Consider the following 26,144-nt stretch of genomic DNA (forward strand, 5'->3'; position numbering starts at 1 on the left):
GGCGTGACGGCTCATGACACCGCATATCCGGTGTGCTAAGATTTTCACAGATCATGGAAAATGGTTAGGAGAGATTCGATGAAGAGCCTGGCTTCGGGAGCGCCCCTCTTTCGCACGCGAGGAAACGCCGACTCGGGAAAAGTATCGTTTATTGAGCTGTTTTTCGACTTGGTGTTTGTGTTTGCGGTAACCCAGATTTCCCACTCGTTCTTAAAGCATTTCACGCTTGAGGGTGCCGTACAGCTCGGGCTCATGACGATGGCTGTATGGTGGGTTTGGATTTTTACAGCTTGGGTCATCAACTGGCTGAATCCCGAGACCCCGCAAGTCCGGCTTATGCTGATCGCCTTGATGCTGCTCGGATTGGTGATGTCGACATCGATCCCTAAAGCTTTCGAGTCGTCGGGGATGTATTTCGCTATCGCCTATTCCTTGTTTCATGTAGGCCGAACCGTTTTTACCGTATGGGTGTTTCGTAATGGGGCGCCGGAGCTTCGCGTTAATTTTATCCGCATCCTATGCTGGCTGGCCTTGTCGGGCTTGTTCTGGGTCGCCGGCGGTTTCGTGAACGACTCGGCTAGACTTGCGCTCTGGGGCGTTGCTCTCCTGATTGAATATGTCGCTCCTTCGGTCGGCTTCTGGCTTCCGAAGCTCGGCAGAACGCCGACGACCGTATGGGATGTGGAAAGCTCCCATATGGCCGAACGCTGCGGCTTGTTTATCATTATCGCTCTCGGCGAGTCCATCTTGGTGACAGGTGCGACATTTGCCGAGATCGCTTGGAATCCCGTTACGATCGCTGCTTTTGCTTCCGCCTTTGCCGGGACGGTGGCGATGTGGTGGATTTACTTCGATGCTACCTCCAAGACCGGGCATTATTATTTGTCCCAGTCGTCGGACCCCGGCAAAATCGCCCGCTCGGCCTATACCTATACCCATCTTCTGCTCGTGGCCGGCATTATCGTGTCCGCCGTTGCGGATGAGCTCGTATTGGCTCACCCATTGGGCCCTGCCGGTGCCAAGACGGCGCTCGTGCTTCTTGGCGGGCCGGCGCTCTTTCTGCTCGGGAATCTGTTCTTCCTGCGCATCGTAGGCGGCATGTTCCCGATTCCGTATTTGGCCGGTCTTGCCGCGCTAGTTGTGCTGGCGGGCTTCGCCGGCATGCTGCCAGCCCTGCTGCTGTCGATCCTCACGACGCTCCTGCTCGCTGCCGTCTCCATATGGGGGCATGTATTCTGTAATCAAGTGTCCCGTAAACGCTCGGCACTGTCCCCATCTACGAATATCTAATGTTAGGATGCGACTCGCTATGAATGTATCTTACCGACTGACGCAGGGAAGGCTGCTGACCGTCTTCCTGTTCATCTTATTGACCGGTGCCGGTGTCGCCGCTCTGCTAAACGATTATGAGGCTAGCCGTGCGCAAGACTACGGCTATTACCGCTATGACAGGCTGCGCGCCTCGAACGGCGTCGACCTTCATGTGCTGCGGACGACGCCGGAGCATGTTCGCCTGCAGGCGATCGAGAGCAACGTCACGGCGACGCCGTACACCGGCATCAACGGGGGCTTCTTCTGGGAGGGCGCGCTGCTCAGCATCGCCGTCGTGAACGACGCGCCGCTTAAGGGTGCTCCGGGCGACTATGGGTCCGGCTGGTACAATACGGGCGTCGACAGCAACTTGAAGCGCGGCACTCTAGTGTGGGACGCCGCCGCGCAGCGGTACAGCGTTCAGCTCGTCTCCCATGCCGGCGAGCTGAACGTCACGGACAAGCTCCGCTATTGGGCGCAGGGCGGCGTCAGTATGCATTTGGCCGACGAACGCAGCGCCGAGCTGGCCCTCACCCAAGAGCAAATGCCGTCTTACGACCAGCCGCATATGCGCTCTGCGCTCGTCTACGACCAAGCGCAGCGGCTGTACATGATCGTCACGCCGACGAGATGCACGATTGCCGAGCTTCGGTCGGCCATTATCGAGACGCTTGGCCCCAGCGGTCTTGTCGACGGCGTCTATCTCGACGGCGACGGCTCCTCGCAGCTGCAGTCCGGCCGCATCCGGCTGACCGGCGACCGCCGCGAAGTGTATCAGATGCTGGCCATTGTGCCGTGAACGGATGTGGAAACGTTTTACTATAACTTTACATTCTCTTAATTCTTCAATAATAGTACTCTCTTATACTTATTTCCAAATAAGAGAGGAGAGTGACAGATTTGAACGTACGCAAAATCACCCTTACCGCCGCAGGCGCTTCGCTGATCAGCGCCATGCTGGCCGGCTCCGCCTTGGCCGCACCGCTGAACGCGGTCAGCCATGCCGGCTGGATGCAGAAGAAGCAGCTGATCGAAGGTGTAGAGAACGGCAACCTGGCTCTGCAGCAGCAGGTGACGCTTGCCGAAGTCGTAACCGTGCTGGCACGGGCGAAAGGCGAGAAGAGCCTCAAGGCCGACCCGGCTATCCGCCACTGGGCATCCGCTCAGCTGTCGTGGGCGAAAGGCTTTGGCGCCATCACAGCGGAGGAGACCGCCGCACCGAACCAGAACCCGAAGGCCGCCCGCATTGCGGAGATCGCCGGTAAGGTCGGATATACGCTCGCTCTGTCTGCGGACGCTCCGGTTACTCGCGAGGCGTTCTTTAACGCATTGGGCGACGCTGCAACCTTACATATTACGATCGGACATACGAACGACGTTCACGGTCATATCGAAGAGAACAAAAGCGGCAAGGAATTCGGCTATGCCAAGATGGCTACCTTGATCAAGGAATGGAAAGCCGAGAACAAGAACTTCCTGCTGCTGGACGCGGGCGATACGTTCCAGGGCACCGTATTCGTGAACCAGTTCAAGGGCGAGTCGATCGTGCCGATCCTTAACTATTTGAGCTATAACACGATGGCGGCCGGCAACCACGAGTTCGACTTCGGCTACGAGCAGCTGCTGAAGCTGCGCGACATGCTGAAGTATCCGGTCATTAACGCGAATGCGTTCAAGGAGGACGGCACGAACCTGCTCCCTCCGGTGTACGAAGCGGAAATCGGCGGCAAGAAGTTCGCGTTCCTCGGCTTCGTGACGGAAGAGACTGCGATTTTGACGCACCCGGACAACGTCAAGGGCATCACGTTCAAGGATCCGGTCGAAGTGGCCAAGACGATGGTGCCTGAGCTGAAGAAGACGCATGACCACGTCATCGTCGTTTCCCACGTCGGCATCGAAACCGACCGCGAAATCGCCAAGAACGTGCCGGGCATCGACCTGATCGTCGGCGGCCATTCCCACACGCCGGTGAAGACGCCGGAGCTCGTCAACGGTACCTACATCGTGCAGGACTGGGAATACGGCAAGTCGCTCGGCCGCGCGGATCTGTATTACCTCGGTAACGAGCTGGTCAACTTCTCCGGCGGTCTGCTGGAGTATGACGATAACGTGAAGGAAGATCCGGAAGTTGCCGCTATGGTGAAGCAGATTTCGGCGGAAATCGACAAGGCTCTGAACGTAGTGATCGCGAAGGCTGAAGTCAACCTCGACGGCGACCGTACGATCGTCCGCAAGCAAGAATCGAACCTCGGCAACTACATCACCGACACGATGCTCGCCCGTACGAAGGCGATTGCCGGCTATGAAGCCGATGTTGCGCTGACGAACGGCGGCGGCATCCGCACGCAGGTTCCGGCAGGCGACATTACGAAGAAAATGCTGTACGACGTGCTTCCGTTCCCGAACACCGTCGTCGTGATGGATGCGACGGGCAGCGAGCTGAAGGCGGCTCTCGAGAACGGCGTCAGCCAAGTCGAGAGCGGCGGCGGCCGGTTCCCGCAAATTGCCGGCATGTCGTTCGTCTATGACGCTACGAAGCCTGCTGGCGAGCGCGTGAAAGAAGTGAAGGTTGGCGGCAAGCCGCTCGACCTGGAGAAGACGTACCGACTGGCAACGAACGACTTTATCGCAGCGGGCGGCGACGGCTACTCGATGTTCACCGGCAAGAAGTTCTACAATACCGGCATTACGCTGTACGAAATGATGGAAGAAGCGATGATCAACCAGAAGACGATCAACGTGAAAACCGAAGGCCGGATCGTAGAGTCGCACTAATTTCTATCGTTACTTTCGCGAAATCCCCCTGTCCCTCCGGACGGGGGGTTTTTGTTGGTTGCTTGTCTGTTATCGAATGCGGGAGCTCGCATCAACCTGTCACGATTTGTTCGGGCTGCCGCCGAAGCAAGCAGGAATGCCGTTCGCTTTAGCGAATAGAGCACATAGTGATTATGACGCCAAAGTTCGACAACACCGGCATCCGGGAGGAAGCTCTTCCATGATACGACTCATCGTTTATTTGCTTCGGCAATACGGCAAGCACCGACTGCACAGTGCCGGAATCCTGCTCTGCATGGCGCTCGGACTTGGATTTACGTCGGCGTTCTCGCTGAGCTTCAAATACTATTCCGACCGATTCCTGTCGCAAGCAAGCTACGAGCGGCTTCTTCCTTTGCTATTCGCGCTGCTCGGCGGGTTTGTCGTGTATTTCTTCTCCCAGCTGCTCAAGGAGTATTGGCTAGCCAGGCTGGCCGCTGCCGTCGCGAACGGCGTGCGCCATACGCTGTTCGAGCAGCTGCAGCGGCTGCCCGTATCGTATTACGGCAAGGTCGGCCGCGGCAGTCTGACCGCACGCTTTACGTCCGACCTGTCGGCGATCCAGACCTCATTCTTGGCGCTGGCTCCCGCGGCTTATGCGCTGATCGCGACCGCCTTGTACGTCATGCTGACGATGACGCTGCATTGGAGTCTAGGCGTGCTGTCGCTAGTCGGAATCTCGCTGTCTCTAATCGTGCCGTTCTTCCTGAACCGCTCGGCCGAGCGCCAGTTCGACGAATTGAAGAAGCGGCAAGTTGTCGTCAACGATTATATTCAGGAGCATTTTGTCGTGTACAAAACGATTCGCGCCTACAATCTCCGCCAGTGGGAGCTCAGCCGCCTGCAGCAGGCCGGGGAAGGTCTGCTGCCGCTGGCCTCTAGGGCGCAGTTCACGGCCAAGATGGTCCCGGTCTCGGTAACATCGGCGATGCTGCTTTTCAATATTATGACAATTTTGGCCGGGGCTTATTTCGTTATGGAGGGCGAACTATCCATCGGGGTTCTGCTGGCGTTCCAGAGCTTGTTCATGGCGCTGAGCCAGCAGGTCAAGGAGCTGACGCAGCAGGCGCCCCAGCTGGCTGCGGCGTCGGCCAGCCTGATGCGAATCGAGCGGCTGCTAAGCGAGCAGCCCGGTCCTGATGCCGCCGTGCCGGAGGCTGCCGCTGCGCTGGAACATGTCGATACAGACATCGCCCTGCAGGGCGTTACCTTCGGGTATTCGTCGCAGACGCCGGTCATTGAAGGGCTGCAGCTGCGGGTTCCGATATCCAGCTATGTAGCGATCATCGGCATGAACGGCTCGGGGAAGAGCACGGTCGTCAGCCTGCTGATGCGATTCTATGAGCCCCACGAGGGCTCGGTGGAGTTCGACGGGCTGGATGTGCGGCGGCTGTCCGCAGAGTCGCTGCGGGAACGGCTCGGATACGTGTCGCAGGATACCGAGCTGATGCGGCTGTCGATTCTGGAAAATATTCGGCTCGGCAAGCCCGGCGCTACGGATGAGGAGGTCATCGCCGCCGCGGAGGCGGCGGGCATTCACCGCTGGATCTCCGGGCTCCCGCAAGGGTACGACACGAACTGCGGGGACAACGGGCATATGCTGTCGGGCGGGCAGAAGCAGCGGATCGCCATCGCCCGGGCGCTCGTGCGCGACCCCGACATTTTGCTGCTCGACGAAGCGACGTCGGCGCTTGATCCCGAGAACGAGGCGTTCATCCATCGTACGATGCGCAGCCTGGCGGGCTCGAAGACGGTCATCAATGTGACGCACCGGCTGTCGGCGGTGACGGACGCGGATTTGATTGTGCTCATGGACGCCGGAAAGCTGGTTCAGGTCGGCACTCATGCGGAGCTGATGGCCAATTGTGCGCTCTACCGGCATCTATGGAACAAGCAGAGCGGCTTCGACGTGAGCGGCGACGGCAGAACGGCTCGCATCGATGTCGAGCGGCTGGAGCGCATTCCGCTGTTCGCAGGGCTGGAGGACGAGTTCCTGGAATTTGTTAGCCAATGCTTGACTACGGAATTCGTGCAGGCGGGCGAAACGGTCGTGGAGCGCGGCGGCGAAGGTGACAAGCTGTACATCGTTGCGCGCGGAACAATCGAGGTGCTGAAGCCGCTGCCGGATGACGGCGACGCGGAGGGGCGGGTGGCGGTGCTGGAGGACGGGGATCATTTTGGCGAAATATCGCTTATGCTCTCTATGCCGCGCACAGCGACGATCCGTACCGTGACGCCGTGTACGTTCTTGACGATTCACCGCACGCTGTTCCAGACGATCCTGGACCGGGCGTCGCCGGAGCTGCGCTGGCGGCTGGAGCAGTCGTGCCGGGAACGGCTGACGTATTGATATGGCTGGAGGCGGTGGCGTTTGATATACTGCAGGACGCGGTTGAAAGCTTGAGTCCGCAGCTCGGAATCAGACCCGCATTGACAGCGATTTTCCGATTTTCCCGAACGGGTGGTCCAAAGACGGTACAAAATGGGCGGTCTTTTCACGCCGAGGTCCCCCGCCGCCCGGTTCCCCGGCAGCCCGAAACGATTAACCGAAGGACGAAGTTGAACATCATACAGAAAGCATTGGCCAGTGTTATGGCGGGGCGCTCGCAAGAAAGGAGCCACTCCACAGAATTTTGCACACGAAGGTGGCCCTAATGGGCATAAAGTTCAGATTGATGCAGTGGCATATCGAGGATACGCAGCATCATACAGCAAATCAAAAAAGACAGCGAATTCCGCTGTCTTTTTTGATCAACAGCCCCAAATGGTTATCCGACAAGAGCCTTACAAAAAGAACACTGCCGGTATCCCCTACTGTATCAGCTTCAGCAGCCTGTCGTCGTTAGCCGCCGGCTGGCCGCGTCCGTCCGTGTTGTTCGTAATGACGTAGACGACGCCTTTATGAATCGCGACGTCCCGCAGCCGGCCTTCACCCTCAAGCACCGTATCGATTTGCTTGGACGGCGTGTTGTACCGGATCAGCTTCGTTCCGCGCAGCGTGGCGATCCAAATGTTGTCCTGCGCGTCGATCGCCATGCCCGAAGGGGCGATGGCCGTATTACCCGTATGATAAAGAGGCTTGATCATGCCGGTCTTCTGCGCGTCGCCGATAATGTCCGGCCAGCCGTAGTTGTTTCCGGCTTCGATCCGGTTCAGCTCGTCGTGTCCCCCGGGGTTGCCGGACGGGCCGTGCTCGGTGCTGTACATGACCCCGTTCTTGTCCCACGCAATGCCCTGCGAATTCCGATGGCCGTACGAGTACACGTAGGAGCCGGGGAACGGGTTGTCGGCCGGAACGCCTCCGTCCAGAGTCATGCGCAGGATTTTGCCGGCAAGGGAGCCCCGGTCCTGGGCCAGCCGGTCCTGACCGGCGTCACCGGTCGTAACGTACAAATGGCGGTCCGGCCCGATCGCCAGTCTGCCGCCGTCGTGAATCGTTCCGCCCGGGATGCCCTCCAGCAGCGCCTTCACTTCCTGCCAGCCTGCCGGCGTCTCCCGCAGCAGCACGACCCGGTTCTGCACCTTGCCCGCTTCTTTGTAGGTATGATAAGCGTAAGCGGTCTTCGACACGGCAAAATCCGGCGCCGCCACGAGCCCGAGGAATCCTCCCTCCCCGAATACCTCCAGCGGCTTGTTCAGCCTGATCGTCTGACGAACCTTCTCCCCGCCGCTTATTCTGACGATCGTCCCTTCACGCTCCGAAATATATACCGTGTCGCCGGAAAACGTAATGGCCCATGGCGCATGCAGCTGATCCGCAGCGACGCTGACGATCGGCTTCGCCGCAGCCGGCGGGGAGGACGCGGCCGTTCCGCCGGAAGCGGAATTGGAGCAGGCGCCGGCCAGCAGCGCAGCTCCGGCGATGAGCGCAGGCAGGGCGATGGATCGGATGTTCATAAGACCGGGCTCCTCCTTAAAGTTGGATTTGTTCCTTACGCACAACAATGCTGCGATCCTGCTTCAGCCCGGCTGCGATATCCCGGGGAACGCGGTGAAACGATCCGAAGCGGTCCAGGGTGCGCTGTGCCGACGCAATGAGCTCGGCGTCGGCGCAAACGACCGTCTCGACGCGAATGTCCGTCCCGCTCACCTCGATATCCCGCCAGCCGGGCAGACAGACGGCCGATGCGGTCTGTATGCAGGTCCATGCCCCGCTGCGGACAATCGAATGCATATGATTATGTCCGTTGAACCAGAAGCGAGGCCCGTCCGCCTGCCGCCCGATAACGTCCAGCAACGCATCCGCCTCCTCTACCCGCATAAGGGGAATGTCGGACATCGTTGTCGTCAGCGGCAGCGGATGGTGGGCAAAGACGAGCACCGGCTTGCCTTGCGCGGCCAACAGCTGCTTGCGGAGCGCCTCCAGCTGAACCTCATCGAGCCGGCCTCCCCAGTCCGCAGGCATTCTCGTCTGGGCCGTGTTCAAGAAGACAAGAGCCGCCTCTTCCCGCTCCAGCACGCCGAAGCCGCCGCGAACCGGATCGGTCCCGCCGCTCCACCTCTCCGTCTCCCAGGCATCGCCCTGCAGCAAATCGTGATTGCCGGGAATATGAATGAAGAAGCGCCCGCCCTTCAGCTCCTCAATATGGCCGAACACGTTACGATGCTCCCGCTCCAAGCCGTCCTGCGTCAAGTCTCCGAGCGACACATACAAATCAGCCTCCGGGCCGTCCTGGAAAAAACGCTGCAAAAACGCTCTGTAAAACGGCTACTCCGCCGTCTCCTCCCCGCCGTGCAGCGAGTAGTGCAAATCGGTCATAATCCGAATGCGCATGGTTTGCTCTCCTTCCTCTCCCCCATCGAACTGTCTGGCTGTCTTTATCATAACGAAGCGGGCGGACGTTTGTCATTCCGTATTTTGGCAGCGCTGAGGAACTGAGGTTAACGCAAGGCGGAGAGATCTGGTAAAATGGGTCTGGGAGGGATATCCAATATGCCAACAATTACAGTTGAAGGAAAAGGTTCCTTCGAAGCAGCGGAAGGCACCAAGCTTGTGCTCGCTCTCGAGGATCACGGCGTGGACATTTTGCACCGCTGCGGCGGCAACGCCCGCTGCACCACATGCCGCGTCGAAGTGCTGGAGGGCGACGCCGGTCCGATCGGCGAAGCGGAAGCCGGGGTCATCGCAGCGAAAGGCATTACCGATTCGAATGTCCGTATTTCGTGCCAGATTCGTGTGGCAGGCGACCTCACCGTAAGACCGCTGAACACGGTGTCCGCCTCCGGCCTGGATGCCGGGCCGCGCCCTCAGGAGTAAGCAACAAATTCCCCCAAAAGTGACGTGAACCTCTGAAGCTTAATCCGATTACTTTTGGGGGAGCTCCCTAGAAAACAGCAAAACGCAGGCACCTCGAAAGAATCGGGGTGCCTGCGTTTTGTTAATGCGCGCCGTAGGGAGCCGTGAACTCGATGCCGCAAGGGCCGCCGTCTTGATTTTCCGGCAGATCGACCGGCTCCCCGTTCGCCCGGTAAAGCGGCCGGTAGTATTTGCCGATCATGCTTGCGGAAGCGTTCGCGTAATGGCAAATGAACGCCCGGCGGAACCGGTCCTTCGACTTGTTCCGGTACGAGCCGTGAATCATGTTGCCGTTGAAGAACAAGATGTCCCCCGCTTCCATAATCGCCGGTACCGGCGCGCGGTCCTTCGGCGGCTTCACCAGATGGGTCGTGAACGACTGGCTGGGGTCGGCCTCTTCCGGACAGACGATGTCGAACTGCTGCGTCTTCGGCACGATCAGCATCCCCCCGTTCTCTTCATCCGCGGGGTCGATAGCCGCCCACGCGGCGATGCAGTTGCCCGGCTCCACCTTCAGGTAGAAGTTGTCCTGATGCAGCGCCTGTCCGCGCGAGCCCGGCGGCTTGTAGTAGAACATGCTTTGCGCCGCCAGCGCCTCCTCCTGGTACAAATCCTCCATGACCGCCATAACTTTCGGGTGCAGCATATACTTCATCGCGACGTCATTGAAGCGGTGCGGGTGAACGATCCGCGGATACCGCTTCAGCGGGTCCGTATTGTCCGCACTCAGATCCGGCTCAAAATAGCCGGGCACCGTCGTATGGCTGATCTGCTCGAACGTGTCCTTGATCTCATTGACCTCCTCCGCCGTTAGCAGCCCTCTTACAATCAGGTAGCCCTCGGTGTCGAATTGATCCTTCTGCTCCGGCGTCAGTGCGTTCAGCTTTCCTGTCATTGCGTTCATCCCCTTCTGGTAAATGTCGTTTTCATGGTTCTATCGTAATCGGAATCGGGGTGCGGCAGAAGAGAGATTATTGCTCAAAAGTGGTTGGATTCTGCTATGATGAAGGTTAGGAGGAGATGGCATGGTCATCGCGGATCAGTTTCGGGAAAACGACAGCTACGACATGTTCAGGCCCGACGGGCTCGCCGATTGGGAATGGTTAATCTGCTTCACGCTGGATGGGGACGGGGAGTTCTGGACGCCTTCCGCCGGGTGGGTGCGGTGCAAGGGCGGGGATATGATTTTGCTGCGGTCCGGGTCGCGGCATCGATACCGTACGGTTAAGGGCGGGACGTGGCGGTTCGTGTGGGCGCATTATAACAGGGTGCCGCAGGGGTCGTATTTTGCCGATACGGAGCTGCTCGTTTGTCCGATGGAAACCGGGCATCGGCGCAAGCGGGTATACCGGGCGTTCCGCAACATTCTCCAGCATTCCCGCGAACGGACGCTGCTGTGGGCGGAGCTGTGCGAGGTGCGGATCGGCGAGCTGCTGCTGATGCTGGCCGAGCAGCGCAACCGCAGCCTCGACCCGCGAGTGGAGCAGGTTCGGCATCTGCTCACCCTGCGCATGAAGGAGCCGGTGCGGATCGAGGAGCTGGCTGCAGCCGTCGGACTGTCCGCATCGCGGCTCTCGCATCTGTTCAAGGAGCAGACCGGCATGTCCGTGCTGCAGGCGCTCACCGAGATGCGGCTGCGCCAAGCGGCGCTGCTGCTCGAACACTCCGGCCGGTCGGCGACGGAGGTGGCTTACGATGTCGGGTTCGGGGATTATCGGCATTTTGCGTCCTTGTTCAGGCGGAGGTACGGCGTCAGCCCGCGCGGGTACGTACAAAGCAGGCCGGGGCTTGGCCGCTGACGGGATGCCGGTTACCTTGCCTTGCCGCTTCTGAGCGACACGATATGGGTCCATAATCCGCCGGCCGCGTCGATCCACGCAAGCACCAGGAAGCTGCCCGGAAGCTGGCCGAGGCTTACGAGAACGGCAAGCATGACGGCAGCACCTATGCGAGTGACAATGGTCAGGCGGCACAATCCCGCGCTCCCATTCACAGCAATCCCGCAATACAGCGTTCCGGTCACCGCAGCGAGCAATCCGCTCAGCCGAAGCCAGCCGTTGTCTTCCGGGTCTACGCCGAGCAGCGCGTCAAGCCAGCCGGGAACGAGCAGCAGGGCGATGCCGAGCAGGATCAAATACAAGCCGAACACATATACCGTGCGAGCTATAGCGCTCATCCCTATCACCTCGAGGTTAGTGTACGGCCCGTACGCACCAAGTATGTCTGCCAAGGCACTAAAAGCCGCCGCTCTCCTCGGTAGGAGTGCGGCGGCCGGCGATTTAGCTGATTAGCGGCGAATCGGCACGTAAATATCCGTTTCCGATCCGGCATCCTCAAGCCCCGTATAACGCTCGTCGTATCGTTCCATATCGTAACCTGCGGCCGGAGTCAGACCGGCTGCTTGCAGTCCGGCCGAATAGATGTAAGCGAAAGCGTCCCCGAACCCGGAGACCGGTCCCCGGTAGGTGAACACCGCATAGTCGCTGTGCTCCGGCTTGCGAACGGCAATACCCTCGGGCTGGGACGAGCCGTCCGTAACAACAGCTGCGACGTACGTATACACGGTTCCCGGGGTAAACGGCTCCGCCGGATACTCCTTTAACCCGTACGTTACAGCCGGCTGAACGCGTCCGCGGATCTCGCTCATGCGGCTGTGAAGCTCACTCCACGCTCCTGCGATCCGGCTGTGCGCCGGCTCGTCCTGCATGGAAGTCGCGCAGGCGATGCCTGCAAGCTCCAGCGCAATGCCGGTCACGATTCGCGGCCGGGCGGCAATCCAGCCTGCTCCTGCGGGAATATACTCCTCCGTCCCGAGAAATCGCTTCAACCGCTCCAGCTGCAGCAGGTGATGGCGGTAATGCATCTCCACCAGCCGTAACCACTCCATCGCGTTCAAAGCGCCTAGTCTCGGATGCGGAGCCGTATGCGTCAGAGGAATATCGGCGACAATCTCCTCCAGCTCTTTCATCCGCTGCAGCACGTGCCGCAGGCCGGACTCCAGCTCCTCTTTGCTCTCCGGCTGTCGCGGCGTATATTGCGGTGAAGGCGGTACACGGATCGGCTCTGGCGGAAAACTTCCCATCCGAAACATTTTCTCGGCGATTTCCGTCCTCTGCCCCTGCTCGCTGCCGCTTCCTCCCGCCCGGCAAGCGTCGACGCTGGCTAACTGCATGCGCAGCGCCGAGTTGATGAGATGCATTAGCATTTGCCCAAGCGACCATTCATCTTCACCCGGCTTGCGCGTCAGCTGCTCCGGACTATACGCCTCCAGCTCGCGTACATATTGATTTGTCAGTTGTTCCATGCTGTTTACGATCATTTTCGTATCGACCACGATAAACACAGCTCCTTGATTCAAATTTGTTGATTTGAACCAAGTGTAGCAAACCGCTCCTGACAGCATTATGTCAGTAGCTTCAGAGGCTTATATGAAAATTTTGCGGCTTGGCTTGCTCCCGAGCGTTCAGACGCCAGCCGAGTAAGCTTCCAGCCCGCGCTGCAGCTCCTGCTTCACCCGATCCCGCAGCTCGGCCGGTTCCAGCACGACAGCCCCGGCGCCCCAACCGAGCACCCAGCCCAGCGCTTCGCCCCACTGCCGAACCCGCAGCGTCAGCAGCAGTCCGTCCTCCGTTATCTCGGCCGACTCCGTGGAATAAAAGTTATTTTCGAGCACCAAGTCCGCCAGCTCCGGCGCGATCCGCACGCGAACCGTAACCGGGCGCTCATCCCGCGGGCGATACGCCTGCAGGTCGAACGTCTCCGGCCGCGCAAACCTCTCCTCCAGCACCTCCAATTCACTCATCCTGCTAACGCGAAAATGCCGCATCTCCCGCCGCAAGCAGCAGAAGGCCACCATCATCCATACGCCCTCGTTCAGCACTAGACCGTACGGCTCGGCCTCCCGGACCGTCTCCCGTTCGTCCGTCCGGTCCGGCATGGCCTTCTTGACATAGCGAAACCGGATCCGCCGCTCCTCGAGAACGGCACGGCGCAGCGAAGCGAGCGCCTCCTCCGAGACGCCTCCTCCTCCCGCCTTGGCTGCAAGCAGCTTCATTCCCGCCCGCACCCGCTCGACGTCGCGGCGTACCGGCTGCGGCAGGATCGATTCGATTTTACCGCGGGCTCCTGACGCCTTATCCCGGTAATGCGCGTCAAATTGCCGCCCGATATAGTCGAGGCCAAGCAGCATGGCCGTCGCCTCCTCGGTCGTGAACGAGACCGGCGGCAGGAAGTACCCATCCATCAGCGAGTAGCCGTGGCCGGGGGCGCCGACGACCGGCACGCCCGCCTCGCAGAGCGCCTGCACATCGCGGTAGATCGTCCTCACGCTCGTCTCGAACAGAGCAGCCAAATCCTCAGCCCGTCTCGTGCCGTGACGCTGCAGCTCCAGCACGATGGCCATCAGCCGATCGGTCTTATTCATCTCCGAACCGCCAGCAGCTGAGGCTCAAGCTTCCGAATTGATACTCGCGATGCAGCAGCTTCGCCGTACGCTCCTCGTCCGCCGCCCCCATCGCCAGCAGCAGCGGTACGAAATGCTCCGGCGTCGGCACCGCGTCGCGGGCATGCGGCGCTCTCCGCTCGTAATCGAACAGAGCCTCCGTATGCCAGGTCTCCAGCTGCTCTCCGATCCATTCGTCGAACCGGGCCGCCCAATCCGCCGCGGCCCCCGGGCCGGCGTTCCAATCCAGCCGCCGCAAGTTGTGCACGATGCCCCCGCTACCGGCGATCAGCACGCCTTCCTTGCGAAGCGGCGCGAGAGCGCGGCCGATCCGGTACTGCTCCTCCGCCGCGAGACCCGGATGCACGGACATCGCCACGACCGGAATGTCCGCCTCCGGGACCATCAGCATCAGCGGCGCCCAAGCGCCGTGATCGAGCCCGCGCGAATCGTCCGCTTCGCAGGCGATGCCCTCCCCTTCCAGCAGCTCGCGAACCGACATGCTCAGAGCCAAATCGCCCGGAGCGGGATATCGCAGCCTGTACAGCTCATCGGGGAAGCCGTAAAAATCATGGATCGTTTCGTACCGGGCGGCGCTGCCAATCTTCTGGACGGCGCTCTCCCAGTGTGCAGAGAACATCACGATTGCGCGCGGCCGTGCAGGCAGCGTTCCGACCAGCCCCTTAAGCATATGCGTATAGCCCGTTTGCTCCAGAGCTAAAGTCGGCGCTCCGTGGGCAACGAATAATGTCGGCATTTTCATAAAGGATACCCCCATCTCATGTCCTGCTGTAAAAGAATATAATCTCATTGTAGCATAACCCCGGTGAATGGAAGCATCCGCCAACGCACACCCTATAATCAACTACACTACCGGGAGGTACGCGCGTATGGACGGCATTTGGATGTTTCTCAAGCAGTATTGGCTGACCATCACCCTTATTGCCGGCGTCGTTATCGCTGTCTACAAAGTGTATAAGGAGAAGAGCAAGCTGATGCCGGAGGAGGACGGTCCCCCGTAACCTCCTCTGCCTTTCCTATAAAATCGCCGCACCTGTCTGCGGAAGAGCATCTTGTCCGGCAGCGCAAACTGTCCAGTCGGATTGTCGGATCGTCGACAACTGCTTCGGGACGCAGCGCCGGCACGCCGGCATTCGCCGCCCGCCTGCGCTCGCTCCGGTTCAATTTATCCAGACGGCTTGCGGAACGCCAAACAGGCCAGCCCCGGTTAAGGAGCTGGCCCGCTTTATTCCTCGAATCCAACCTATTGATGATTCTGATTGCTCTCCACAATCTGAGCGGCGTTGAAGAACTCTCTCATCACATCGGATTGAATCTGGCGATCCATATAGTTGCTCTTGATGAACAGCTTTCCCTTCTCGCTGGACGTATACTTCGGAGGCAGCCGGTTCAGCACAAGAGCGAGAATGTCCTCTTTGCATCTGTCGCAGGAGCACTTTAACGTGTACTGCTGCTGAAACTCCTCGAAGAGCTGCATCACGATGATTTCATTCGCATTCACTAATCCCATTGTCCAATGATTCCCCTCTACAGGCAACGCTTATAGTACTGATTATACTGAACGCATCCAAGTAAAATAGAGACCGAAGGACTAATTCTTATGTAAAATGCAATCTTCGTCCGAAGTCAAGAGGATTCGATTGTAATGTTTATGCGACGAACGCCTTGATTTATTTTACCATGATGATCTGCAAATTCAAAAAAGCTTGAGAGTGCTTCCCAACATGTTGAAACCTGTTAAAATGAAAGAGTCCGGAACACATCGCTTGGGAGGTCTCTGATGAACTCCTTTTACAGCTTGCTGATAGCACCTTTCACGAAATATAAACCGAAGATGGCATTGTTGCTGGCCGCCGTTTTCGTCGAGCTCGGCTTTGAAACGTTCATGCCGTTAAGCTTTAAATTTATTATTGATTTGGCGATTATGCCCCGCAACTACTCCATACTCATCACGATACTGGCTGCCGTGATTTCCGGCGCGCTGCTTACCGTATGCATCGGCTTGTTCCGCGACCGCATGTTTGCGGGGCTCGGCTCGCAGGTCGTGAGCGATTACTATAAATGGCTGTTCGACCGATTGCAGACGTTATCCACCGGCTTCTTTCAGCACGTGCCCAGCGGGGATATCGTGTCGCGCTTCAACAACGACATGATCTCCGTCGATTCCTTCATCAAATTAATTCCTTATACGCTGCTCTCCGTGCTCGGACTGATCTTCAACGTGGCGGTGCTGTCTATGCTGCAGTGGCAGCTGGCCCTGTTGGCCGTCGTCGGCTTGCCGCTCTGTCTGGTCGGTCCGAAATGGGGCTGTTCAGTTTCATGAAAATAAAGAAAGCATTCATCATCGCTGTAGGCATTGTTGTCATGAGCTGGTTCCTGTTGCTTGTTGCGTATTACGTCGTACCATCGGTATCCGGAGAAATGACCGCATCTCATTTTCTGGACGACTTGGCAAACAAGCGGTTCGCTGCAGCTGCAAAACGGATCGATACGGCTAACGCTGAAGAGTGGACAAAACTCATGGAGGAATTAGATACAAAGGGTGTAGCTTTGGCGGGTTATTCCGGTCTCCGCGTTAATATTGATGACAGCGCTCTCGACGGTCAAGCGACCGTTGATATTCAAGCAGGCGAAGCCGTACAACTCGAAAATAACGCCCTCATAACGGCCTCCCTCGCTTTCCATGTTATTCGACGAATCGACTTCATGGCTTACTCACGAATGTCCTGCGTTGGGTCTCTTTACGCTTACGTTCGATGATTTCCTTGATCAAAGGTGTATGAAGCTGCCGAAGCGGCGGGCTTACTTGGGATGTAGGTACGTCAGAGGAACGTCGGTGTGCTATTTTCGGGGGCGTCAGCAGACTTGCATTTCGTTGCGGAACGTCAAATGTTCACTTTGTTCCGTCTATATCTATATTTCTCCACAACCAAAGAACTAACATAACCAACACGACATAAGCCGCCAGTTTAAGAATATATAACCCCATGATTTCCCAGTAACTAGGAATAAGCCTCTGGCTTTTATCCGGCACTCTTGTATAAGGAACAAACTCTTTCAGACTCCGATCAAGCACTAACTCAGATTTGATATCACAAGATCCTCCTATAAGTACTTCCTTGCCAACTATTAATCCATGAACTGTTAGGTTAGAATGATATAAATCTGCTTCCCACACATTTCCTTCTATGTAGTTACTTTTGAATTGTATATCTTCGACAACTGCCCCTTGCTCTGTACAAACGGAATATATAAATTTTTGAACCGCCGGTCGTAAATCGCTTTCTAAATCCGAAATTATTTTTGGCCGATCGTCTTCATATCTAGGAAAAAAAATGATGCTCAATAGAGTGATCCCAATAAGTACGATTTTAGATTTTTGGATACGATCACCTCAAGTAGATCTTTTTCTCTATTGGAAGTATTATACCGTATTGTACACTTGATAGACTACTTTTGAAATGACATTTTGAAGCTGCTAAGTAAAAAAACAGCCGCACAGCACGTTCCCGCGCTGTACGGCCTTCACCCGCTATTATCGATAAATCAAGCCGCCCGCTTGTTTAAACTCCTCCGACTTCTGCTCCATGCCCTTCGATAGCGCTTCGGTGTCGTCCAGCCCGTGCTGCTTCGCGTACTCGCGAATGTCCTGCGTAATGCGCATAGAGCAGAACTTCGGTCCGCACATCGAGCAGAAGTGCGCGGTCTTGGCGCCTTCGGCCGGCAGCGTCTCGTCGTGGTATTCCATCGCCCGCTCCGGATCGAGCGACAGGTTGAACTGATCGCGCCAGCGGAACTCGAAGCGCGCCTTGGACAGCGCGTTGTCCCGCTGCTGCGCGCCCGGATGCCCCTTCGCCAGGTCGGCGGCGTGGGCGGCAATCTTGTAGGCGATGACGCCTTCGCGCACGTCGTTCTTGTTCGGCAGGCCGAGGTGCTCCTTCGGCGTCACGTAGCAGAGCATCGCGGTGCCGAACCAGCCAATCATCGCCGCGCCGATCGCCGACGTAATGTGGTCGTAGCCCGGGGCGATGTCCGTCGTCAGCGGACCGAGCGTATAGAACGGCGCTTCCTGGCACACTTCCAGCTGACGGTCGACGTTTTCCTTGATCATATGCATCGGCACGTGGCCCGGACCTTCGATCATGACCTGCACGTCGTGCTTCCAAGCGATTTGCGTCAGCTCGCCCAGCGTCTCCAGCTCAGCGAACTGCGCTTCGTCGTTCGCATCGGCGATCGAGCCGGGGCGCAGGCCGTCGCCGAGCGAGAACGCGACGTCATACTGCTTCATAATTTCGCAGATTTCTTCAAAATGCGTATACAGGAAGTTTTCCTGATGATGCGCAAGGCACCATGCGGCCATAATGGAGCCGCCTCGCGATACGATGCCGGTAACGCGCTTGGCCGTCAGCGGCACGTAGCGCAGCAGTACGCCGGCGTGGATCGTGAAGTAGTCGACGCCCTGCTCCGCTTGCTCGATCAGCGTGTCGCGGTAAATTTCCCAAGTGAGCTCCTCCGCTTTGCCGCCGACCTTCTCCAGCGCCTGGTATAACGGAACGGTACCGATCGGCACCGGCGAGTTGCGGATGATCCACTCGCGGGTCGTGTGGATGTGCTTGCCCGTCGACAGGTCCATGACGGTGTCGGCGCCCCAGCGCGTCGCCCAGCGCATTTTCTCGACCTCTTCCTCAATGGACGAAGCGACGGCGGAGTTGCCGATGTTGGCGTTGATTTTCACCAGGAAGTTGCGCCCGATGATCATCGGCTCGCTCTCCGGATGGTTGATGTTCGACGGAATGATCGCCCGGCCGCGGGCCACTTCGCTGCGTACGAACTCGGGGTCGACATTCTCGCGGATGGCAATGTACTCCATTTCCGGCGTAATGATGCCGCGTCTGGCGTAGTGCATCTGCGTTACGTTGGCGCCTGGCTTCGCGCGGAGCGGCCGGTTGTTCGTGTTCGGAAAAATTTCTTGCCCGGTTGCGCTGTCCGCGCTCTTGAAGCCATTGTCCTCCGGCTTAACCGCACGGCCCTCGTACTCCTCCACGTCACCGCGCTCCAGGATCCACTGGCGGCGGTTCAGCGGCAAGCCTTGACGGATATCCACCTTGTGGTCACAGTCCGTGTACAGGCCGCTGCTGTCGTAGACGCGGATCGGCTCGTTCGGCTGCTCGCCTGCAGGGCCCGTCGTCGGGCTGAGCGAGATTTCGCGCATCGGGACGCGCACGTCGGGGCGGGAGCCTTGCACATACACCTTTTTACTGCCTGGGAATGCGTTGATATTGGGGACGACCTCGTTCCCCTTCGGTTGGTTCGTTTCGTTCATAGCCACTCCGATTCCTCCTCAGCATGTTTGTAAGCAGGCGGAGTCCACAGGTCCCGCAAGCGCAAAAAAGACCGCATCGCTAAGTCAGGATGCGGTCTTTGCGTGCTTGTGCAAAGATCGAGTCCCTCCGCTGCTCTACCATCCGCACATATCGGCAAGACGGTTCGCACCGGGGGAAAGAATACAGGAATACGGAAATCGACATACACGACTCCACAGCATATCCCTGTTATCGGCATATTCTCTACGCTGGCATTACCCAGATCAGATACGGTCAGTGACATACGGTCACAATCTCAGCCTGACTTCATCAAGCCCCCGGTGCGTATTCAATTAGCTTGAGTGTAGGGGAAACATTCCCAGTTGTCAACAAGGAGATTTTGAGACCGGCCCTTACATGTTTGCAAGCACGCGGAATCCGGGTCTTTCCAAGCGAAAAAAGACCGCATCGCTAATTCAGGATGCGGTCTCTGCGCTCTTCTGCAAAGATCGAGTATTATCTCCCTCTATTGTTCATAAATATTGACCCTTCTCAGCAAGTGGTACTGCCGGTCGTACATGACTACATTTCCGTTTTCATTAATTGCAAAATAACCGAATGACAGAGGCGCTCCGTAGGCGGCCCCCTTGTTGAAAAATGCATTCTCGTCGTAAGTGCCGGTCTTTGGAAGATAAAGCCCCTGGTTAATCCCCGAGATATCCTTCATGCCTATATATGGACGGGTTTCTCCGGCTGTCGATACTTCCCAAATCTGACGTTCCCCTGCTGCATAAAATACGCCATCAGCTTCATATATCCACGTAATCTCTTCCTTAATGTCGATCGGAGCAACATATTTCAGATTTGCTCCTTCTTGCAATTCATAGACGGCTTGCTTGGCCATATCCAGAACAAACATGCTGCCATCCTTCACGACGGCGGCCAGCTTGACCTTGTCACCATCGTACGAGTAAGGCGACATTGCTTTCGCTTCTTTTCCCGATTCGCCCGCGTAGATCGTATGATGAAGAATATCGCTAAAGTAAAACCGCTTGCCATCCGGTGTCGCTACAAAGTTTCCGGGATGGTAGGTCATATTGCCGATTGTATAGGTCATCATTTGCACTTTAGGGGCAATCTCATAAATGACCGTAGATACGCCGGTATCCGATGCGAAACTGCTGCTAGCCAGCAAAAACAGCTTATCCAGCTTGGTATCGTAGAAGATCTTGTGCGGCGAAAGCACGCCGGCGTCAAAATGCCCTTCTCTCAACTTCGAGTCCGTATAGTCAAAATCAAAGCTCTCGTTAAACTGGCTGAACAGCACCTTCATTTCACCTGTAACTTCGTTGTACACTCGAAGAACGAAGGACATCTCCGAAGCCGCATGCTGTTCCAAGATGTAAACCTGATGATGACGGTCGGCTGCCATACTGATCACTTTCATATTCGGCCGCTCAAAATAGAAGTTATAGTTGAAGCCCATATCGGATGCCGTGGTCAAGTTGTCGATCCGGATTTGTTGAGCTCTCTGTTTTAGCGCAGCTGTGACGACCGTCTGCGATTCTTGGGCTGGCTGTCGAGGTTTTGTTGTGACGTCCCTCTGCGATTCTTGAGCTGGCTGTCGAGGCGTGGTGATAACGACGCTTTGCGTTTCCGGATCGAAAGCAACGTCTTGATTCAAGCTTTCGGCGATAAATCTTAGCGGCACCATCGTGGTGTTATTTACGATCACGGCCGGCTGCTCCAGCGTCAGCATTTGCTGATCAACACGGACATTCCGGTCATCGATAGATAGCTTTATGGTATGGTCAGCATATTGGATGGTGATGGACCGCTCCTCGGCATGCCATGTCAGATCCGCTTTCAGTGCATCCGCAATAAATCGAAGCGGCACCAAAGTCGTATTATGAACCAGTACCGGCGGTGTGGAAAGCTTCATGGTCCTCCCGTTAACCATTGCCGATTCATCGTTTACCGTCAATCGAATGTCTACTTTATCCGTGATGGTTCCGGCTTCGGCATTGATTACAGGGGCATAACTGTGGAATAGAATACTCGTTACTACTGCAACTGCCAAACATAACCGATACAGCACGTTTTTCACTCCCGTATTATAGTTATTGCAGGTACATATTTTACCATATTAGGGGTATTTGTGTAGCGCGATTTCTGTCGAATCCCCCCTCCGAAGGGAACCGGAGCGAATCGCCTCGAAATTCGGGGCGCTCGCACCATGGGCACACAAAAGTTCCGCACCGATTCCCTATTATGCTATAGTGAAGGAAGAAACAGGTTATCGCCATGGATGTATATAGAAGCCCTGATACGAAAGGACTCGATGGTACCATGAGGCTAGCACCGCGAAGCTTGAAGCTGACAGCGGCACTCCTGCTTCTGTGTCTTGCAGCTGCAGGCTGTATCCATCTCGGAAATCCGTTATCCGAAAGCGCTTCCCCAAGTTCATCCGATCCCGCCCCGACCCGTTCAGATCCATCTAATCAATCGCCGGCCTACCAGCCCTACAAAGAGCCCGTCACCCTGCATGTCGGTTTCCTCATTCCGGATTCCAAGCTGCCGCCCGGCGATTCGAACGATAACAATCCGATCTCGCGTTATTTCGAAGCATTGACGAACATTCGCGTGATCCATTCGTGGGAAGCCAAAGGGAGCGACGCTTACAAGCAGAAGGTCGACTTCGCCATTGCGAGCAACGATATCCCGGATGCGATGGTCGTGGACCGAAACCAGCTCCGCACACTGGTCAAGAACGGCATGATTCAAGATCTAACGGAGACGTACAAGAGCTACGCGTCCGAGCTGGTGCGGACGATTTACGATTCGACGCAGGGCTCGGCGCTGCGGGACGCCACCTTCGGCGGCAAGCTGTACGGGCTGCCCAATGTGGCGCTTGACGCGGACTCGCCATCGTTGCTGTGGGTGCGCGAGGACTGGCTGGAGAAGCTGCATCTGGCCCCGCCCAAGACGATGGACGACATCGAACGGATCGCGCAGGCGTTCACTACGCAGGATCCGAACGGCAACGGCAAGAACGATACGGTCGGACTGACCGGGTTCAAAGGAATCGTCTACGGGCAGAAGCCGCTGTCTAACGGTTTCGATTCGATTTTCCATTACTACTACGCCTTCCCGAAGAATTGGATCAAGAACAGCGACGGCAGCATCGTATACGGCTCGATCACTCCGCAAACGAAGCAGGCGCTGGAGAAGCTGGCCGATTGGTACAGGCGCGGTCTCATCGATAAAAATTTTGCGCTGTACAACGAAGTCGAAGAGCCGATCATCGAAAATAAAACCGGCATGTTCTTCGGGCCGTGGTGGATGCCTTATTATCCGCTCAACTTCGCCGTGGAGAAGGATACAAAAGCGGAGTGGCGGGCTTATGCCGCGCCGATGGACAGTGCTGGCACCTATGTGACCCACATGGCCCCCGCGACCGACCGGTACCTGGTCGTGAAGCGCGGCTACCCTCATCCCGAGGCGGCGCTGAAGCTGCTCAATGCCTTCACCCGGCTGGAACGAAACCGCGATCCGAACATCGCCGAGGTGAACAAGCTGAAGGACTATGTGACCAAGACGGGGGTTCAGCCGAGGAACTTGTATCCGTTCGACCTGCTCCTCGACTATTCGAATTCGATTGAGCAGCGGTATTTGCAAGTGCAGAAAGCGTTGAACGGCGACTTGAGGCTTGCCGAGCTGGACCCGGACGCCCTGAATGTCTATCGGTCGATGATGGCGGAACGGGAAAATCCGAAGAAAGACATCGACCACTGGAAAGTATCGACGGCCAATCAATACGGAGCGGGCGTGCTCGCTTCCACCAGCATGAGGAGAGTGCACAGCGTGTTCCACGGCTCTACGCCAACGATGGAAACGAAATGGGCCGAGCTGCAGAAGCTGGAGAACGAAGCCTTTCTTAAAATCATAATCGGCGATCAGCCGGTCAGCTCCTTCGACGACTTCGTAGCGAAGTGGCGGGAGCTCGGCGGCGACCGGATCACCAAGGAGGTAGCCGACGCCGTGAACAAACCGTAGTATGCTGCGCATTTGTAACCGCCGATTCCGGACATGGAATTCGGCGGTTTTTTTTGCGATGAGGCAGTGCAGGCCCAAGACCGCCCTGTTTGGGCCGTCTTTGCGGCAGTTCACCGCCTTCGCCGCCCAAGACCGCCCTTTTCGGGCCGTCTTCGCATCATTCCCCCCACTTTCACCGCCAAAGACCGCCTTTTTCGGGCCATCTTCACACCGCTCCCCCACCTTCACCGCCAAAGACCGCCCTGTTTGGGCCGTCTTCACGGCAGTTCACCCCCTCCGCGCTCAAGTCGGGTACACGTTGCGTTAACGATGTTAACCATCCTTCGACACTACGAGGACCGTCTGTGTGGGCGTCGTAGCGATGAAAAGCATCGGTAAAGTTAGGAGCAGTGCGCCAGAGTGTGGGTGTCCAGGGCGTTAGCGATGCAGAACATCGTTAACCTTCCCCATGACCTTTGGTAATACCGCCGAAACGATGTTAAACATCGTTAAAGCAAGGGAACAGTGCGCCAGAGTATGGGATCCAAGGCGTTAACGATGTGGAACATCGTTATCCTCTCCCGCGACCTTTGTTGTCGTCGTCTTAACGATGTAACACATCGTTAAACTACTGGAACAAAGCCCCAGATTATGGGTTTCCAAGGCGTTTGCGATGTACATCAATAATTCTCCCGAGTTTGCGTACCAGCATCCGGCTGACTAGTTTAGCCAGCACCCGGCTGACTCGTTTAGTTTCCGGCAAGCGTTTGCTTCTCTAGCAGCCATAGGGTGAAAACGGTCCGTTCGCGTATGAAAACGGTTCACTAACTCGCAACCGCTATAACCTCAATGTGTCCGGGATTCTCTCGTCCGACGCCCGCCGCAGCCTGTAAGATAATACCATTAAAACTATGCAAGCTGAGGAGCTACTGGAGGAGACGTTATGCAAACCACGACCGGCCTCGATACCGAGACTTCTTTGACCACACAAAGAAAGCGATTACACACCAAAGGAGGATTCACCCTATTCCTCTACGCGCTTCCGTTTCTGATCCTGGTGTTTCTGTTCTCGTATTTGCCGCTCTACGGTTGGATTTATTCGTTCTACGACTACCGCCCCGGCATTCCGCTGTCGCAGAGTAATTTTATGGGGCTGCACTGGTTCAAGGCGATGGTGTCCAATCCCATCCAGCGGGAAGAGGTCGTCCGCGTCCTGCGCAATACGGTAGCGATGAGCAGCTTGAGCATTCTGACGTCGGTGCTGCCTGTCGTATTCGCTATCTTCCTTGCGGAAATCCGCACCGGCTGGTTTAAGAAAACGGTGCAAATTTTTACGACGCTGCCGAATTTCATCAGCTGGGTCCTCGTTTACTCCTTTGCCTTCATGCTGTTCTCCGTCGACAACGGCTTCGTCAACCACCTGCTGATGTCGCTCGGGCTCATTGACCGGCCGCTCAATCTGCTCGCCTCCGATGACAACACCTGGCTGGCGATGACGCTCTGGGGCATATGGAAAACGCTGGGCTGGAGCGCGATTATGTACATTGCGGCGATAGCGGGAATCGACCAGGAGTTGTACGATGCCGCCAAGGTCGACGGCGCCGGCCGTTTCCAGCAGATGTGGCACGTGACCGTGCCGGGGCTTATGTCCACCTTCTTCGTCCTCCTTTTATTGTCGATAGCTAATTTCATCAACAACGGCTTCGAGCAGTATTACGTGTTCCAGAATGCGATCAATATGAATCATATCGAGGTGCTCGACCTGTACGTCTACAACATCGGCATGCAAAATTCGAACTTCTCGTTCTCGACGGCCATCAGCATGCTGAAATCGTTGATCAGCGTCTTCCTGCTGTTCGTCGCCAACAGCATGTCGAAGATAGTCCGGGGCGAAAGCATCATATAGCCGAGCGAGTAAAATCGAGAGGAGTTCCAACTATGCCTACGATAAGCAAGTCCCGCTTCAGCTTGTTTACGATCGTAAACGCTACCGTCTTTGCCCTGTTTACGCTAATATGCATCTTCCCTTTCTACTATTTGTTCATCAATACGATCAGCGCCAACGATCTTAGCGACAAGGGCTTGATCATGTTTTACCCGCAGGGCATTCACTTCACCAACTACGAACATGTATTGAAGCTGCCGGGGCTGATGACCGCGATCGCCGTTTCCGTATCCCGCACCGTCATCGGCACGGCGCTTACCGTCGCCGCCTCCGCCTTCCTCGGCTACTTGTTCACCAAGAACGAGATGTGGGGACGGAGGTTCTGGTACCGCTTCCTGATCGTGACGATGTATTTCAACGCCGGTCTCATTCCGTGGTATTTGGTGATGCTGAACCTGGGGATGGTCAACAATTTTCTCGCCTACATTTTGCCGCATATCGTCTCGCCGTTTTTCATCATTCTGGTGAAGACGTTCGTCGAGGCTACGCCGAATGCGCTTCAGGAATCGGCGCAGATCGACGGGGCCGGCTATTTGACCATCTTCTACAAAATTATCGTGCCGCTCATTATGCCGATTCTCGCTACTATTACGATATTTTCCGCGGTGAATCAATGGAACATGTTCACGGATACGCTGTTCCTGATTACCGAAAACAGGCTGTTTACGCTGCAGTTTATTTTGTTCCGGTATATGAATGAAGCGACTTCGCTGGCGCAGCTGATGAAGGGCCTGCAGGGCGGCGGCAGCATCAATCCGGCCAACCTGGTGAACCCGACGACGATCCGCACGACGGTCTCAATGTTCGTTGTGGCGCCGATTATTCTGGTCTACCCGTTCTTCCAGCGATATTTTGTCAAAAGGATTATGATCGGGGCTGTGAAAGGATGAGGCACTGTTCACGGATACCCTTGCAGGGGGTGATCGGCTTCTAGGCTATCGCAGTGTGACCCCGCGCTTAACCAATTCTAAGATGAGG

The 26,144-nt window shown here is 56.8% G+C and carries 23 protein-coding genes; 12 read left to right on the forward strand and 11 right to left on the reverse strand.

What is annotated here, in order from left to right; genetic code table 11:
• Positions 1–78 precede the first annotated feature (78 nt).
• The 4 genes from ACFFK0_RS12990 to ACFFK0_RS13005 all read left to right on the forward strand — a co-directional run bounded on the left by ACFFK0_RS12990 (position 79) and on the right by ACFFK0_RS13005 (position 6,475).
• Positions 79–1,290 (forward strand): low temperature requirement protein A, encoded by a 1,212-nt coding sequence (locus ACFFK0_RS12990; RefSeq protein ID WP_377470653.1) that lies wholly within the window; start codon positions 79–81, stop codon positions 1,288–1,290.
• Between the two features lie 19 nt (positions 1,291–1,309).
• Positions 1,310–2,110 carry a phosphodiester glycosidase family protein gene (locus ACFFK0_RS12995; RefSeq protein WP_377470654.1) on the forward strand — a complete coding sequence of 267 codons (801 nt, stop codon included), beginning with the start codon at positions 1,310–1,312 and terminating at the stop codon, positions 2,108–2,110.
• A 155-nt stretch (positions 2,111–2,265) separates the two neighbouring features.
• Positions 2,266–4,086, forward strand: coding sequence for a bifunctional metallophosphatase/5'-nucleotidase (locus ACFFK0_RS13000; protein WP_377470712.1), 1,821 nt, complete (start codon positions 2,266–2,268; stop codon positions 4,084–4,086).
• Positions 4,087–4,306: 220 nt separating this feature from the next.
• Entirely contained in the window at positions 4,307–6,475 is a 2,169-nt protein-coding gene (locus ACFFK0_RS13005; RefSeq protein WP_377470655.1) for an ATP-binding cassette domain-containing protein, read from the forward strand.
• A 461-nt stretch (positions 6,476–6,936) separates the two neighbouring features.
• On the opposite strand, the gene ACFFK0_RS13010 is transcribed toward ACFFK0_RS13005, so the two are convergent.
• Positions 6,937–8,022 carry a PQQ-dependent sugar dehydrogenase gene (locus tag ACFFK0_RS13010; protein ID WP_377470656.1) on the reverse strand — a complete coding sequence of 362 codons (1,086 nt, stop codon included), beginning with the start codon at positions 8,020–8,022 and terminating at the stop codon, positions 6,937–6,939.
• A 16-nt stretch (positions 8,023–8,038) separates the two neighbouring features.
• Positions 8,039–8,815: a metallophosphoesterase family protein gene (locus tag ACFFK0_RS13015; RefSeq protein ID WP_377470657.1), complete on the reverse strand. Its 777-nt coding sequence runs from the start codon at positions 8,813–8,815 to the stop codon at positions 8,039–8,041.
• 243 nt (positions 8,816–9,058) lie between these two features.
• Here ACFFK0_RS13015 and ACFFK0_RS13020 point away from each other — a divergent pair, with 243 nt between their 5' ends.
• A complete protein-coding gene (locus ACFFK0_RS13020) occupies positions 9,059–9,382 on the forward strand; it encodes a 2Fe-2S iron-sulfur cluster-binding protein (protein WP_377470658.1) in 324 nt (107 codons plus the stop codon).
• 121 nt (positions 9,383–9,503) lie between these two features.
• Here the strand turns inward: ACFFK0_RS13020 and ACFFK0_RS13025 are convergent, their stop codons facing one another.
• The gene (locus tag ACFFK0_RS13025) at positions 9,504–10,316 is read right to left on the reverse strand and encodes a phytanoyl-CoA dioxygenase family protein (RefSeq protein ID WP_377470660.1); all 813 of its coding nucleotides are present in this window, start codon (positions 10,314–10,316) and stop codon (positions 9,504–9,506) included.
• 130 nt (positions 10,317–10,446) lie between these two features.
• Between ACFFK0_RS13025 and ACFFK0_RS13030 the strand changes: the two genes are divergently transcribed.
• The gene (locus tag ACFFK0_RS13030; protein ID WP_377470661.1) at positions 10,447–11,220 is read left to right on the forward strand and encodes a helix-turn-helix domain-containing protein; all 774 of its coding nucleotides are present in this window, start codon (positions 10,447–10,449) and stop codon (positions 11,218–11,220) included.
• Between the two features lie 11 nt (positions 11,221–11,231).
• Here ACFFK0_RS13030 and ACFFK0_RS13035 read toward each other — a convergent pair whose 3' ends face one another.
• The 4 genes from ACFFK0_RS13035 to ACFFK0_RS13050 all read right to left on the reverse strand — a co-directional run bounded on the left by ACFFK0_RS13035 (position 11,232) and on the right by ACFFK0_RS13050 (position 14,625).
• Entirely contained in the window at positions 11,232–11,597 is a 366-nt protein-coding gene (locus ACFFK0_RS13035; RefSeq protein ID WP_377470662.1) for a hypothetical protein, read from the reverse strand.
• 111 nt (positions 11,598–11,708) lie between these two features.
• On the reverse strand, positions 11,709–12,755 hold the full coding sequence (locus ACFFK0_RS13040) for a GyrI-like domain-containing protein (protein ID WP_377470663.1): 1,047 nt from the start codon (positions 12,753–12,755) through the stop codon (positions 11,709–11,711).
• Positions 12,756–12,884: 129 nt separating this feature from the next.
• Positions 12,885–13,844, reverse strand: a complete 960-nt coding sequence (locus ACFFK0_RS13045) for a helix-turn-helix transcriptional regulator (RefSeq protein WP_377470664.1) — start codon at positions 13,842–13,844, stop codon at positions 12,885–12,887.
• Positions 13,837–14,625 carry a DODA-type extradiol aromatic ring-opening family dioxygenase gene (locus ACFFK0_RS13050; protein ID WP_377470665.1) on the reverse strand — a complete coding sequence of 263 codons (789 nt, stop codon included), beginning with the start codon at positions 14,623–14,625 and terminating at the stop codon, positions 13,837–13,839. The genes ACFFK0_RS13045 and ACFFK0_RS13050 overlap by 8 nt, the downstream gene beginning before the upstream one ends.
• A gap of 127 nt (positions 14,626–14,752) precedes the next feature.
• Between ACFFK0_RS13050 and ACFFK0_RS13055 the strand changes: the two genes are divergently transcribed.
• On the forward strand, positions 14,753–14,884 hold the full coding sequence (locus ACFFK0_RS13055; RefSeq protein WP_377470666.1) for a hypothetical protein: 132 nt from the start codon (positions 14,753–14,755) through the stop codon (positions 14,882–14,884).
• 242 nt (positions 14,885–15,126) lie between these two features.
• Here ACFFK0_RS13055 and ACFFK0_RS13060 read toward each other — a convergent pair whose 3' ends face one another.
• Entirely contained in the window at positions 15,127–15,393 is a 267-nt protein-coding gene (locus ACFFK0_RS13060; protein WP_377470667.1) for a late competence development ComFB family protein, read from the reverse strand.
• A 270-nt stretch (positions 15,394–15,663) separates the two neighbouring features.
• On the opposite strand from ACFFK0_RS13060, the gene ACFFK0_RS13065 reads away from it, so the two are divergent.
• Complete coding sequence (locus tag ACFFK0_RS13065) at positions 15,664–16,206, forward strand: ABC transporter transmembrane domain-containing protein (protein ID WP_377470668.1); 543 nt, start codon at positions 15,664–15,666, stop codon at positions 16,204–16,206.
• Positions 16,203–16,643 (forward strand): hypothetical protein, encoded by a 441-nt coding sequence (locus tag ACFFK0_RS13070; RefSeq protein ID WP_377470669.1) that lies wholly within the window; start codon positions 16,203–16,205, stop codon positions 16,641–16,643. The genes ACFFK0_RS13065 and ACFFK0_RS13070 overlap by 4 nt, the downstream gene beginning before the upstream one ends.
• A gap of 133 nt (positions 16,644–16,776) precedes the next feature.
• Here ACFFK0_RS13070 and ACFFK0_RS13075 read toward each other — a convergent pair whose 3' ends face one another.
• The 3 genes from ACFFK0_RS13075 to ACFFK0_RS13085 all read right to left on the reverse strand — a co-directional run bounded on the left by ACFFK0_RS13075 (position 16,777) and on the right by ACFFK0_RS13085 (position 21,284).
• Positions 16,777–17,229 (reverse strand): hypothetical protein, encoded by a 453-nt coding sequence (locus ACFFK0_RS13075; RefSeq protein WP_377470670.1) that lies wholly within the window; start codon positions 17,227–17,229, stop codon positions 16,777–16,779.
• A gap of 189 nt (positions 17,230–17,418) precedes the next feature.
• Positions 17,419–19,206, reverse strand: coding sequence for a phosphomethylpyrimidine synthase ThiC (gene thiC / locus ACFFK0_RS13080; protein ID WP_377470713.1), 1,788 nt, complete (start codon positions 19,204–19,206; stop codon positions 17,419–17,421).
• Positions 19,207–19,712: 506 nt separating this feature from the next.
• On the reverse strand, positions 19,713–21,284 hold the full coding sequence (locus tag ACFFK0_RS13085) for a copper amine oxidase N-terminal domain-containing protein (protein ID WP_377470671.1): 1,572 nt from the start codon (positions 21,282–21,284) through the stop codon (positions 19,713–19,715).
• Between the two features lie 251 nt (positions 21,285–21,535).
• On the opposite strand from ACFFK0_RS13085, the gene ACFFK0_RS13090 reads away from it, so the two are divergent.
• The 3 genes from ACFFK0_RS13090 to ACFFK0_RS13100 all read left to right on the forward strand — a co-directional run bounded on the left by ACFFK0_RS13090 (position 21,536) and on the right by ACFFK0_RS13100 (position 26,056).
• Positions 21,536–23,242, forward strand: a complete 1,707-nt coding sequence (locus ACFFK0_RS13090) for an extracellular solute-binding protein (RefSeq protein WP_377470672.1) — start codon at positions 21,536–21,538, stop codon at positions 23,240–23,242.
• 922 nt (positions 23,243–24,164) lie between these two features.
• On the forward strand, positions 24,165–25,127 hold the full coding sequence (locus tag ACFFK0_RS13095; protein WP_377470673.1) for an ABC transporter permease: 963 nt from the start codon (positions 24,165–24,167) through the stop codon (positions 25,125–25,127).
• 32 nt (positions 25,128–25,159) lie between these two features.
• Positions 25,160–26,056: a carbohydrate ABC transporter permease gene (locus ACFFK0_RS13100; protein WP_377470674.1), complete on the forward strand. Its 897-nt coding sequence runs from the start codon at positions 25,160–25,162 to the stop codon at positions 26,054–26,056.
• The last annotated feature ends 88 nt before the right edge of the window (positions 26,057–26,144 follow it).

Origin of the sequence: Paenibacillus chartarius (assembly GCF_042432825.1) — a bacterium.
GTDB classification, from domain to species: domain Bacteria; phylum Bacillota; class Bacilli; order Paenibacillales; family NBRC-103111; genus Gordoniibacillus; species Gordoniibacillus chartarius.

Coding starts and splice junctions, on each gene's coding strand:
- ACFFK0_RS12990 (WP_377470653.1), top strand. CDS start 79: ATGAAGAGCCTGGCTTCGGGAGCGCCCCTCTTTCGCACGCGAGGAAAC.
- ACFFK0_RS12995 (WP_377470654.1), top strand. CDS start 1,310: ATGAATGTATCTTACCGACTGACGCAGGGAAGGCTGCTGACCGTCTTC.
- ACFFK0_RS13000 (WP_377470712.1), top strand. CDS start 2,266: ATGCTGGCCGGCTCCGCCTTGGCCGCACCGCTGAACGCGGTCAGCCAT.
- ACFFK0_RS13005 (WP_377470655.1), top strand. CDS start 4,307: ATGATACGACTCATCGTTTATTTGCTTCGGCAATACGGCAAGCACCGA.
- ACFFK0_RS13010 (WP_377470656.1), bottom strand. CDS start 8,022: ATGAACATCCGATCCATCGCCCTGCCTGCGCTCATCGCCGGAGCTGCG.
- ACFFK0_RS13020 (WP_377470658.1), top strand. CDS start 9,059: ATGCCAACAATTACAGTTGAAGGAAAAGGTTCCTTCGAAGCAGCGGAA.
- ACFFK0_RS13025 (WP_377470660.1), bottom strand. CDS start 10,316: ATGACAGGAAAGCTGAACGCACTGACGCCGGAGCAGAAGGATCAATTC.
- ACFFK0_RS13030 (WP_377470661.1), top strand. CDS start 10,447: ATGGTCATCGCGGATCAGTTTCGGGAAAACGACAGCTACGACATGTTC.
- ACFFK0_RS13035 (WP_377470662.1), bottom strand. CDS start 11,597: ATGAGCGCTATAGCTCGCACGGTATATGTGTTCGGCTTGTATTTGATC.
- ACFFK0_RS13045 (WP_377470664.1), bottom strand. CDS start 13,844: ATGAATAAGACCGATCGGCTGATGGCCATCGTGCTGGAGCTGCAGCGT.
- ACFFK0_RS13050 (WP_377470665.1), bottom strand. CDS start 14,625: ATGAAAATGCCGACATTATTCGTTGCCCACGGAGCGCCGACTTTAGCT.
- ACFFK0_RS13055 (WP_377470666.1), top strand. CDS start 14,753: ATGGACGGCATTTGGATGTTTCTCAAGCAGTATTGGCTGACCATCACC.
- ACFFK0_RS13060 (WP_377470667.1), bottom strand. CDS start 15,393: ATGGGATTAGTGAATGCGAATGAAATCATCGTGATGCAGCTCTTCGAG.
- ACFFK0_RS13065 (WP_377470668.1), top strand. CDS start 15,664: ATGAACTCCTTTTACAGCTTGCTGATAGCACCTTTCACGAAATATAAA.
- ACFFK0_RS13070 (WP_377470669.1), top strand. CDS start 16,203: ATGAAAATAAAGAAAGCATTCATCATCGCTGTAGGCATTGTTGTCATG.
- thiC (WP_377470713.1), bottom strand. CDS start 19,206: ATGAACGAAACGAACCAACCGAAGGGGAACGAGGTCGTCCCCAATATC.
- ACFFK0_RS13090 (WP_377470672.1), top strand. CDS start 21,536: ATGAGGCTAGCACCGCGAAGCTTGAAGCTGACAGCGGCACTCCTGCTT.
- ACFFK0_RS13095 (WP_377470673.1), top strand. CDS start 24,165: ATGCAAACCACGACCGGCCTCGATACCGAGACTTCTTTGACCACACAA.
- ACFFK0_RS13100 (WP_377470674.1), top strand. CDS start 25,160: ATGCCTACGATAAGCAAGTCCCGCTTCAGCTTGTTTACGATCGTAAAC.